General features: G+C 71.4%; 9 protein-coding genes. 7 read left to right on the forward strand and 2 right to left on the reverse strand.

All coding sequences use genetic code 11. The features are described from left to right. Positions 1–25: 25 nt before the first annotated feature. The 5 genes from IE97_RS0120210 to IE97_RS0120230 all read left to right on the forward strand — a co-directional run bounded on the left by IE97_RS0120210 (position 26) and on the right by IE97_RS0120230 (position 6813). A complete protein-coding gene (locus IE97_RS0120210; protein ID WP_030242342.1) occupies positions 26–1591 on the forward strand; it encodes a PucR family transcriptional regulator in 1566 nt (521 codons plus the stop codon). Positions 1592–1746: 155 nt separating this feature from the next. Beyond that, positions 1747–2589, forward strand: a complete 843-nt coding sequence (locus tag IE97_RS0120215) for a nitrilase-related carbon-nitrogen hydrolase (protein ID WP_030242346.1) — start codon at positions 1747–1749, stop codon at positions 2587–2589. A 121-nt stretch (positions 2590–2710) separates the two neighbouring features. Further along, complete coding sequence (hydA, locus tag IE97_RS0120220) at positions 2711–4114, forward strand: dihydropyrimidinase (RefSeq protein ID WP_030242348.1); 1404 nt, start codon at positions 2711–2713, stop codon at positions 4112–4114. Positions 4115–4125: 11 nt separating this feature from the next. Further along, complete coding sequence (locus IE97_RS0120225) at positions 4126–5148, forward strand: TIGR03842 family LLM class F420-dependent oxidoreductase (RefSeq protein WP_030242351.1); 1023 nt, start codon at positions 4126–4128, stop codon at positions 5146–5148. 138 nt (positions 5149–5286) lie between these two features. Next, on the forward strand, positions 5287–6813 hold the full coding sequence (locus tag IE97_RS0120230) for an NCS1 family nucleobase:cation symporter-1 (RefSeq protein ID WP_030242354.1): 1527 nt from the start codon (positions 5287–5289) through the stop codon (positions 6811–6813). Positions 6814–6849: 36 nt separating this feature from the next. On the opposite strand, the gene IE97_RS0120235 is transcribed toward IE97_RS0120230, so the two are convergent. Then, entirely contained in the window at positions 6850–7524 is a 675-nt protein-coding gene (locus IE97_RS0120235) for a hypothetical protein (RefSeq protein WP_030242356.1), read from the reverse strand. 323 nt (positions 7525–7847) lie between these two features. Beyond that, positions 7848–8423: an AMIN-like domain-containing (lipo)protein gene (locus IE97_RS0120240; protein WP_030242359.1), complete on the reverse strand. Its 576-nt coding sequence runs from the start codon at positions 8421–8423 to the stop codon at positions 7848–7850. A 218-nt stretch (positions 8424–8641) separates the two neighbouring features. Here IE97_RS0120240 and IE97_RS0120245 point away from each other — a divergent pair, with 218 nt between their 5' ends. Next, complete coding sequence (locus IE97_RS0120245) at positions 8642–10471, forward strand: gamma-glutamyltransferase family protein (RefSeq protein WP_030242363.1); 1830 nt, start codon at positions 8642–8644, stop codon at positions 10469–10471. Positions 10472–10592: 121 nt separating this feature from the next. After that, entirely contained in the window at positions 10593–11438 is an 846-nt protein-coding gene (locus IE97_RS0120250; RefSeq protein WP_030242367.1) for an inositol monophosphatase family protein, read from the forward strand. The last annotated feature ends 21 nt before the right edge of the window (positions 11439–11459 follow it).

An 11459-nucleotide genomic window follows, 5' to 3' on the forward strand; every position in this document is an offset into this window, starting at 1 on the left:
GTGCGCTGAGCGAGGGAACGTCACCATGACCATCACCTTGGGCTCCCTGGAACCCGCGCTGTCCGTCCGGCAGGTCCTCACCCTGGAGCGGGTGCTCGCCGGGGAGCCCGAGGTGGTGGCCGGGGCGAGCCACCTCGACCGGCCGGTGCGCTGGGTGCACGTCGCCGAGGCCGCCGACGTCGGCGTGATGCTCAGCGGCGGTGAGATGGTCCTCACCACCGGCGTGCTGCTCGCGGGTGACGAGGACAAGCAGGCCGAGTACGTCCGCTCGCTGCACCGCGCGGAGGCCGCCGCCGTCGTCCTCGGACTCGGCCGCGCCTTTCCGGCCGCGCCGGACGTGATGCGCCGGGCGGCCGAGCGGTGCGGACTGCCGATGGTCGTCCTGCACCGCCCCTTCCCCTTCGCCGAGCTGACCGAGGAGGTCCAGTCACGGCTCGTGCGGCGCAAGTTCGCCGCCGTCAGCCTCTCCGAGGCCGTCCGCACCGAACTCACCGCCCTCATCACCGCGGGGGCCCCGCTGCAACGGCTGCTCGACGAGGTGGCCCGGCACAGCGGCTGTCCGGTCGTCGTCACCAACCTCGCCCACCGCGTCCTCGGCACAGCGGGGGAGCGCTCGGCGGTGGACGACGTGCTGCGCGACTGGGAGCGCATCGCCCGCCAGGCCGGCGGCACCGAGGGCGACGGCTGGATCCGCGCCGAGCTGGGCGGACGCGGGGAGCGATGGGGCCGGATCGTGCTCTGCGGCTACCGCGGCGACACCGCCACCGGACGGCTGCTCGCCGACCGCGCCGCCGAGGCCCTCGTCCTGCACCGCATGCTCGGCGGCGGTGCCGTGTGCTCCTGGGAGGAGCAGTCCGCGCAGAGCCTGCTGACCGACCTGCTCAGCGGTGTCGTACCGGCACGGCAACTGCTGCCCCGGGCGCGCGCGGCCGGACTCCCCGTCAACCGGCGGACGTTCGTGCCGCTGGTCGTCCGCGACGGCGACACCCGCCGGCTGGAGCGCCTGCTGCGGCTGCTGGGCCTGCCCGGACTGGTCGCCGAACTCGCCGACGGTGCCACGGCGGTACTGCTCAGCCTCGCCCGCGACCAGGACGCGGGCGCCCTCGCCGCACACTTCGCGACCCGGCTGCGCACCGAGTCCGGCCCGGACCGCGCGGTCGTCGCCGCGGCCGACCCCCGGACCGTCTGGGACGACGTACCCGCCGGACTGCGGGAGGCCCGGCACGTGGCGGACGCCGTCGCCGACTCCGCCGCCGCCCTCGACCTGCCGCCGGTCGTCCGCCTGAGAGACGTCCACCTGCGGGGCCTGATCCGCCTGCTGCGCGACGACCCGCACGTGCAGTCCTTCGCCGAGCGGGAGCTGGACGGGCTGCTGTGCGAGACCGACGAGGACCTGCTGTCCGTCCTGCGCACCTACCTGGCCACCGGCCGCAACAAATCCCGTACCGCCCAGCTCCACCACGTCTCCCGGCCCGCCCTCTACCGACGCCTGGAGGCGATACAGGCCCGTCTCGGCGTGGACCTCGACGACTTCGAGCAGGCCGCCTCGGTGCACATCGCACTCCTCGCGCACGACGCGCAACAGCAGTGAAACACGTGACCACCTGGGAAAACGGCGGTGAAACATGGGCCCACACCAGAGTGACACGGTGACACGCCGCACGCCCTGGGACGTGACACGGTGCAACTCAACGACGGCTTACGCCCTCCCTAGGCTCACGGCACACCGAGCGACCGGAGGTCCCGATGAGCCGAGTGATCCGTGCCGCCGTCTTCCAGACCGCCTGGACCGGCGACAAGGAGTCGATGATCCAGGTCCACGAGCAGGCGGCCCGCGACGCCGCCGCGCAGGGTGCCCAAGTCCTGTGTTTCCAGGAGCTGTTCTACGGCCCGTACTTCTGCCAGGTCCAGGACCCGGCCTTCTACGAGTACGCCGAGCAGATCCCCGAAGGCCCGATCGTCCGCCGCTTCCAGGCCCTCGCGAAGGAACTGGGCATCGTCCTGGTGCTGCCGATGTACGAGGAGGAGCAGCCCGGGGTCCTCTACAACACCGCCGCCGTGATCGACGCGGACGGCTCCTACCTCGGCAAGTACCGCAAGACGCACATCCCGCAGGTCAGGGGCTTCTGGGAGAAGTTCTACTTCCGCCCGGGCAACTCGGGCTGGCCCGTCTTCGACACGGCGGTCGGCAGGATCGGCGTCTACATCTGCTACGACCGCCACTTCCCCGAGGGCTGGCGGGCTCTGGGCCTCGCGGGCGCCGAGGTCGTCTTCAACCCCTCGGCCACCTCCCGTGGCCTCTCCGGCTACCTGTGGCAGCTGGAGCAGCCGGCGGCGGCCGTGGCCAACGAGTACTTCGTCGGCGCGATCAACCGGGTGGGCGTCGAGGAGTACGGCGACAACGACTTCTACGGAACGTCCTACTTCGTGGACCCGGAGGCCCAGTTCGTCGGCGAGGTGGCGAGCGACAAGGAGACCGAGCTGGTCGTCCGCGACCTGGACATGGCGAAGCTGCGAGAGGTCCGCGACCGCTGGCAGTTCTACCGGGACCGGGCGCCGGGCGCGTACGGGCCACTGACAGCACCGTAGGACGTCCGCTGGGGGGACGTTCTCGGGGGCGCGGGGCCGAATTCGATAGGCGGCTACCGCCGCGCCGGCGCGAACAACCACCGACAGCCCGCACCGACCCACCGCGAGGAGCGACCACGACATGAGCAGCCGTACCGTCATCCGCGGCGGCCTCGTCATCACCGCATCCGACGAGATCCACGCCGACGTCCTGATCGAGGACGGCCGCATCGCCGCCCTCGCGGCCACCGGCACAGCCGCCGCCGGCACCTTCACCGCAGACCAGGTCATCGACGCCACCGGAAAGTACGTCCTCCCCGGCGGCGTCGACGCCCACACCCACATGGAGCTGCCGTTCGGCGGCACCTTCGCCTCCGACACCTTCGAGACCGGCACCCGCGCCGCCGCCTGGGGCGGCACGACGACGATCATCGACTTCGCCGTGCAGAGCGTCGGACACAGCCTGCGCGAGGGCCTCGACGCCTGGCACGCCAAGGCCGACGGCAACTGCGCCATCGACTACGGCTTCCACATGATCGTCTCCGACGTCAACGAGCACACGCTCAAGGAGATGGACCGCCTGGTCGAGGAGGGAGTCACCTCCTTCAAGCAGTTCATGGCCTACCCGGGCGTCTTCTACTCCGACGACGGCCAGATCCTGCGCGCCATGCAGCGCTCCGCCGACAACGGCGGCCTGATCATGATGCACGCCGAGAACGGCATCGCGATCGACGTCCTGGTCGAACAGGCGCTGGCCCGCGGTGAGACCGACCCGCGCTATCACGGCGAGGTCCGCAAGGCCCTGCTGGAGGCCGAGGCCACCCACCGCGCGATCCGGCTCGCGCAGGTCGCCGGCGCGCCCCTGTACGTCGTGCACGTCTCCGCGATGGAGGCGGTCGCCGAACTCGCGCGGGCCCGAGACGAGGGGCTCAACGTCTTCGGCGAGACGTGCCCGCAGTACCTGTTCCTGTCCACGGACAACCTCGCCGAGCCCGACTTCGAGGGCGCCAAGTACGTGTGCAGCACACCGCTCAGGCCCCGCGAACACCAGGCCAAGCTGTGGCAGGGCCTCCGGACGAACGACCTCCAGGTCGTCTCCACCGACCACTGCCCCTTCTGCTTCACCGGCCAGAAGGAACTCGGCCGCGGCGACTTCTCCAAGATCCCCAACGGCCTGCCGGGCGTCGAGAACCGTATGGACCTGCTGCACCAGGCGGTCCTGGACGGGCACATCTCGCGCCGCCGCTGGATCGAGATCGCCTGCGCCACCCCGGCCCGGATGTTCGGCCTGTACCCGAAGAAGGGCACCATCGCGCCGGGCGCCGACGCCGACGTCGTCATCTACGACCCGCACGCCGAGCAGATCATGTCGGCTGCGGAGCACCACATGAACGTCGACTACTCGGCGTACGAGGGCAAGCACGTCACCGGCCGGGTCGAGACGGTCCTCTCGCGCGGCGTGCCCGTCATCACCGAGCGGGAGTACACCGGGCACGCCGGACACGGCGTCTTCACCCCGCGTTCCACCTGTCAGTACCTCAACTAGGAGTGGCGCAGATGGACTTCGGACTCGTCCTGCAGACCGACCCGCCGGCTTCGCGGGTGATCAGCCTGATGCAACGCGCGGAACGGAACGGCTTCTCATACGGCTGGACCTTCGACTCGGCCGTCCTGTGGCAGGAGCCGTTCGTGATCTACAGCCAGATCCTGGCCAACACCACGAAGCTGAAGGTCGGGCCGATGGTGACCAACCCGGGGACCCGGACCTGGGAGGTCACCGCCTCCACCTTCGCCACCCTCAACGACATGTTCGGCAACCGCACCGTCTGCGGCATCGGCCGTGGCGACTCCGCCATGCGCGTGGCCGGACGCAAACCCAACACCCTGGCGCGGATCAGCGACGCCATGAAGGTCATCCGGGCTCTCGGCAGCGGCCAGGAGGCCGATCTGGGCGGCGGCACCGTCGTACGCTTCCCGTGGATCAAGCCGGGAGCCGAACTGCCCGTGTGGATGGCCGCGTACGGCCCCAAGGCCCTGAAGATGACCGGCGAGGAGGCCGACGGGTTCATCCTCCAGCTGTCCGACCTGTATCTGACCGAGTACATGGTCAAGGCCGTGAAGGACGCGGCCGTCGCGGCCGGCCGGGACCCGGGTGAGGTGACCATCTGCGTGGCCGCCCCGGCCTACGTCACCGAGGACGACTCGCCCGAGGCGCTCGCCCACGCGCGTGAGCAGTGCCGGTGGTTCGGCGGGATGGTCGGCAACCACGTGGCCGACCTGGTGTCCAAGTACGGGGAACACTCCGCCGCGGTACCCGACGAACTCACCGACTACATCAAGGCGCGCGAGGGCTACGACTACTCCCACCACGGCCGCGCCGGCAACCCGGACACCCAGTTCGTACCGGACGAGATCGTCGACCGGTTCTGCCTGATCGGCCCGGTCGACAAGCACGTCGAGAAACTGAACGCGCTGCGCGACCTCGGCGTGGACCAGTTCGCCGTCTACGACATGCACGACGCGCAGGAGGCCGTGATCGACGCGTACGGATCGCGGGTGATCCCGGCCGTCAACGGATGACCCCTCACCCTCGCAGCCCCCTTGAACTCCTCCTTCCCGGCGGCCCGGGAAGGGGGCCCAGGACGCTCCCGAGCGCACCCCCCATCGGCGTCACCCGCATGGCCTTTCCCGTTCCGCCTCCCCTGATTGGCCTGGCCCATGACCGACACCGCTCCCACGGCCACCCCGCCGACCTCACAAGTCACCCTCGCCGACGGCCGGGTGGAGATCGCCCCGGACGCCTCCGCACCGACCGGCCGCTACGCCAACGAGGACCTGCTGCCGGTCCCCGTCGAGGGACGCACCTGGACCACGTACAACTTCTCCGCGCTGTGGGTCGGCATGGCCCACAACACGGCCTCCTGGACCCTGGCCTCCGGTCTGATCGCCGTCGGCATGGACTGGAAGCAGGCGGTGTTCACCATCGCCCTGGCCAACGTGATCGTGCTGATACCGATGCTGCTCACCGGGCACGCCGGACCCAAGTACGGCATACCCTTCCCCGTCTTCGCGCGGGCCTCCTTCGGTATTCGCGGCGCCAACCTGCCCGCCGTCGTACGGGCGCTGGTGGCGTGCGGCTGGTTCGGCATCCAGACCTGGATCGGCGGCGAGGCCATCTACTTCCTGGCCGGCAAGCTCATCGGCGGCGGCTGGACCGACGCCGCGAAGGTCGGCGGCTACGCCTGGACCATGTGGCTGTCGTTCGCGATCTTCTGGGCGCTCCAGGTCGTCATCATCTACCGCGGTATGGAGACGATCCGCCGCTTCGAGAACTGGGCGGCGCCCTTCGTGCTCGTCGGCGCGTTCGTGATGCTGTGGTGGATGAGCAGCAAGGCGGGCGGCTTCGGCCCGCTGCTCGACCAGCCGTCCAAGCTCGGCTGGGGCGCCGACTTCTGGAAGCTGTTCGCACCCGCGCTCATGGGCATGATCGGCTTCTGGTCCACACTGTCGCTGAACATCCCGGACTTCACCCGCTACGGCAAGAGCCAGAAGGCGCAGACCTGGGGCCAGGCGCTCGGTCTGCCGACGACGATGACGCTCTTCGCGTTCCTGTCGGTGATGGTCACCTCGGGCTCCCAGGCCGTCTACGGCGAAGCCATCTGGGACCCGGTACAACTCGCGGCCAAGACCGACAACACGGTGGGCCTGCTCTTCGCCCTCGTCACCGTCCTGGTGGCGACGCTGTCCGTCAACGTCGCGGCCAACCTGGTCTCCCCGGCCTTCGACTTCTCCAACATCGCCCCGCGGAGGATCAGTTTCCGGGCGGGCGCCCTCGCCACCTGCGTCCTGGGCGTGCTGATCTTCCCGTGGAAGCTGTACTCCGACCCGCAGGGCTACATCTTCACCTGGCTCGGACTGGTCGGCGGCCTGCTGGGCACCGTCGCCGGCATCCTCATCGCCGACTACTGGATCCTGCGCCGCTCCCGGCTGGACCTCGCTGACCTGTACCGGACGGGCGGCCGCTACTGGTACGAGAGCGGCTGGAACTGGCGGGCCGTCGTCGCCTTCGCGGCCGGCGGTGTACTGGCCGTGGGCGGCGCGAGCTTCAAACCGCTGATCGACGGCCGTCCCGTCCCGGCTCTGGCGGACCTGGCCGACTACGGCTGGGCGGTGGGCCTGGGCACGTCGATGCTGCTGTACCTGGTGCTGATGACGGTGACGGGCCGGAACCGGACGACCGCCTGACGGAGACGACGCCGGTGCTGGAGGGCGAACGGCCGGTCAGCCCCTGCCGCCACCGTCCTCCAGCGCGGCGACCGCTTCCTTCGCGGCCTTGATGGCGCCCTTGTTGATGGTGTCCGTGCCCGGCGCCTTCTTCGACTCGAAGTCACTGCCGTTGTACGTGACGACGACCAGCACGTTGGACGTTCGGGTGACGACCATGCCCTCGCGGGTCTCCTGCTTGTCCTCGGTGGTGAGGTTCACGACGGAGTACCCGCTGTCACCCAGACCGGGGACGGGACCTCCGCCGCTCTTCTCCTCCGTACGCGCCGTGTACGACTTCTGTGCCGCTTCGTCCGACTTCATCACCTCGAACGACACGTCGAGCCAGCGGTAGTCGTACCCCTTGAGCGCGTTCCACGAGCAGGTGCGGCGCAGCTTCGAGTCCGTGGACGGGATCTCCTTGCCGGCCGCCTTCGCGCCCGGCACCAGAGACTTGAGCGTCTTCTCGGTGACGCTCTCGCAGGGCGCGGGAGCGGCCGCGTACGCCTGCGACACGGTCGACGTCGACGGGGCGGACGCGGACTGGGTCTCGGGCTTCTCCTCGGCCGGCTGGTGCTCGGCGGCCTGCGGCGCGGCGAGCGGGCCGGACGACAGGGCCCAGCCCGCCGCGGCGAGCACGACCACCGGCGACAGGCGTGCGGTCAGGGCCAAGGGCAGGGATAGGGAACGCACGGCGCCCTTCAGGTGGGGGACGGACGGTGCGGAACGGGTCCGCACGGCGGACGGGACGACAGTTTCACACGAGTCACCGTGACGCGGAAGTGCGGTCTGGCGCGCAAGCTGCGGGAATACCGTTCGCACCGGGGCGGTCGCACTGCGCAGCATTGAATTCATGCCATCTCCACCGTGCGGGGCACGTCAGGACATGCCTCAACTTCCCTCTTTGCGGGGGGATGTCCTTGCCCGCTGTGCCCTCGGCGAGGAGGACGCCCGCCCCAGGCAGGCTCGCCCGGACCGAGCCCTCGCTCGGTGAGCCGGTCCGGGCACGGCGTGGGCTAGCTCGTCCAGCTGTGGGCCACGTCTACCACGATCCGGTCGTCCAGCTGGGTGACGCGGAAGGGCAGTCGGGCGCGCACGCCGAGGCCGACCTGCGTCTGGCCCTCGAAGGTGCCGCCGAACCGGGTGTCCCGGAAGGTGCTGTACCCGCGGATGTCCACGCCGGGCAAGGACTCGCCCGCCTCCCCCGGGTAGGTCGGCACACCGGCCTCCAGGTCCCAGCTCCACGCGCCGATGCGGATGTCGAGGATCGCCCCGCCGGCAACCGGTATGTACTCGCCCGAGGGGTCCGCGTAGAACCGGTCCACGTACTGGACGTGGTAGCCGATCCGGTCGCCGCCGCCGGGTACGTCGAACACGATGCGGTCGTAGCAGTCGTGCTTCCCGGTCCTGATGTCCCTCAGGTGATCCGCCCCCATGGCGGCGCCCCCCTTGGCGCCGCTGCCCCAGCCCGTCGGGCAGGCCGCCGCCGCGCGCGGGCCCTCCGCCGGGGCCGCGCCCGCGGTGCCCGCCGCCGCCCCCAGCGTGCCGCCCACGAGCGCGAGCACCGCCACCGCCGCTCTGATACGTCGCATCATGTCCCCTTCGGCTGCGCTTGGTCGCGTACCTCTGACGCCGGATGAGACGGCCCGCAGAGCCGGAAAGTTGCACTCCCGACGGGGGCGGATGGGGAGTCTCGCCGTCCGCTGGTGGCGGCGCCTCGGTAGTCTGCTGCCTGACCGAGCCGACCGGAGCCGGGCTCGAACCGGGTACTCGTGGGGCCGGCTGACGCATGCGAACCCCGAGGTGAGGGATGCAGTTCACCACCCGCCCCACGCTTCAGGGAACCTTCGGCATGGTGTCCTCCACCCACTGGCTCGCCTCACAGGCGGCGATGGCCGTCCTGGAGGACGGCGGCAACGCCTACGACGCGGCGGTGGCGGGCGCGTTCGTGCTGCACGTCGTCGAGCCGCACCTCAACGGCCCGGCGGGCGAGGTCCCGATCCTGCTCGCCCCGTCCGGCGGCGAGGTACGCGTGCTGTGCGGGCAGGGCGTCGCGCCGGCGGGGGCCACGGTCGCCCACTACCGGAGCCTCGGCCTGGACCTCGTTCCCGGTACCGGGCCGCTCGCCGCCGCCGTGCCGGGCGCGTTCGACGCCTGGATGCTGTTGCTGCGCGACCACGGCACCAAGTCCCTCTCCGACGTCCTCACGTACGCCATCGGGTACGCCGAGCACGGGCACGCGCCCGTGGAGCGCGTCGGGGAGGCCGTCGAGACCGTCCGCGAGCTGTTCGAGACGGAGTGGACCTCCTCGGCGCACGTCTACCTGCCCGGCGGCAAGGCGCCGCGCCCCGGTCAGCTCTTCCGCAACCCCGTGCTCGCCGCCACCTGGAAGCGCCTGCTCGCCGAGACCGCCGGCGCCGGGGACCGGGAGGCCCGGATCGAGGCCGCGCGGGAGGTGTGGCGCACCGGGTTCATCGCCGAGGCCCTGGTACGCCAGGCCGGGCGCCCCACCATGGACACCAGCGGCGAACGCCACACCGGCACCCTCACGGCCGCCGACCTCGCCGCCTGGTCCGCCGGCTACGAGACGCCGGTGACGTACGACTGGAACGGCTGGACCCTGTGCAAGCCGGGCCCCTGGAGCCAGGGCCCGGTCCTCCTCCAGCAGCTCGCCCTGCTCCCGCCCGAACTGCCCCCGTACGGCTCGGCCGACTACGTCCACCTCCTGGTCGAGAACTGCAAGCTCGCCATGGCCGACCGCGAGGCCTGGTACGGCGACGCCACCGAAGTGCCGCTCGACGACCTGCTGTCCGACGCGTACAACGCCGCCCGTCGTGCCCTCGTCGGCGAGCGGGCCTCCCACGAGCTGCGGCCCGGCAGCCCCGGCGGACGCACTCCGCGTCTCAGCGCACACGCGCGCGTGGCGGGCGCCGCACAGGAGGGCTTCGACGCCCTGGGCATCGGCGAACCGACGGTCGCCGGGAGCCCGGCGAACCCCGTGCCGGGCGAACCCGGCATCGCCGCCGACGGGACCACCCGGGGCGACACCTGCCACCTCGACGTCGTCGACCGCTGGGGCAACATGGTCGCCGCCACCCCCAGCGGCGGCTGGCTCCAGTCCAACCCCGTCGTGCCCGAACTCGGCTTCCCGCTCGGCACCCGCCTGCAGATGGCCTGGCTGGAGGAGGGCCTGCCCAGCACCCTCACCCCGGGCCGCCGCCCCCGCAGCACCCTGTCCCCGTCGATCGCGCTGCGCGACGGCGTGCCCGTCATGGCGTTCGGGACGCCCGGCGGGGACCAGCAGGACCAGTGGCAGACCCACTTCTTCCTGGCGGTCGCGCTGCGCGCCCGGGTACGCGGCGGCCCCGACCTCCAAGGCGCGATCGACGGCCCGAACTGGCACAACGACAGCTTCCCCGGTTCCTTCTACCCGCGGGGCATGCGGCCCGGGAGCGTGACCGTGGAGTCCCGCACGGACCCCTCCGTCGTCCGGGAACTCCGGCGGCGCGGCCACGAGGTGACCATCGGCGGACCCTGGTCGGAGGGCCGTCTGTGCGTGGTCGCGCGGGACCCGGAGACGGGCGTCCTGTCGGCGGCGGCCAACTCGCGCGGCATGCAGGGGTACGCGGTCGGCCGCTGAAGAGGAGCGCCGCGGGCGGGCAGCCGCCCCACCTCGCGGGCCGTGTTCCTGTTCAGCGGGATTCCATCCGGAGTGCACCATGCGGGTGGGGAATGTCAGTGCCGCATGCTGTGATGGAGGGGTGATCGAAAGCACCGAAACCATCGAAGAGTTTCTCGTACAGCACACCTCCGACGTCGAGGAGGCGATCCGCACGGCGGCCGCCACCGAGATCATGCCCCGCTGGCGCCGGCTCGCCGCGCACGAGGTGGACCAGAAGAGCGGCCCGCACGACCTGGTGACGGACGCCGACCGCAAGGCCGAGCTGTACCTGACCGAGGCGCTGGCCGCCCTGCTGCCCGGCTCGGTCGTCGTCGGTGAGGAGGCGGTCCACGCCAACCCGGCGTCGTACGAGGCGATACGCGGCGACGCCCCGGTCTGGATCATCGACCCGGTCGACGGGACACGGCAGTTCGTGCGCGGCGACGCCGGGTTCTGCACCCTAGTCGCGCTGGCGCAGAGCGGCACCCTGCTCGCGTCCTGGACCTACGCCCCCGCCCGCGACCGGCTCGCCACCGCACAGCGGGGCAAGGGCGCCTACCTCGACGGAGAGCGGCTCTTCGCCGGCGTGCCCGAACCCGGCCGGGACCTCCGCGTGGCCACCTCCCACCCGGACTACACGACGGACGAGCAGAAGCACGCCCTGCTCGGCCTGCGCACCGACGGCGTGGCACCGCGCCCCTGCGGCTCGGCCGGGCTGGAATACCTCGCCATCGCACGGGGCGAGTCCGACGCGACCGCATTCTCCTGGGAAGCGGCCTGGGACCACGCGGCCGGTCTGCTCCTGGTCGAGGAGGCGGGCGGCGCCCATCTGACCCTCGCGGGCGAGCCGTTCCGCATCACCGGTGGCAACGCCCTGCCGTTCACCGCGGCCCGCGACGCGGCCACGGCCCGCCGGGTGGCGGGACTGCTGGCGGACGGAGTGTGACGGTCACGCACCGTACGCATT

The sequence above is a fragment of the Streptomyces sp. NRRL S-455 genome, from assembly GCF_000717875.1.
GTDB lineage: Bacteria > Actinomycetota > Actinomycetes > Streptomycetales > Streptomycetaceae > Streptomyces.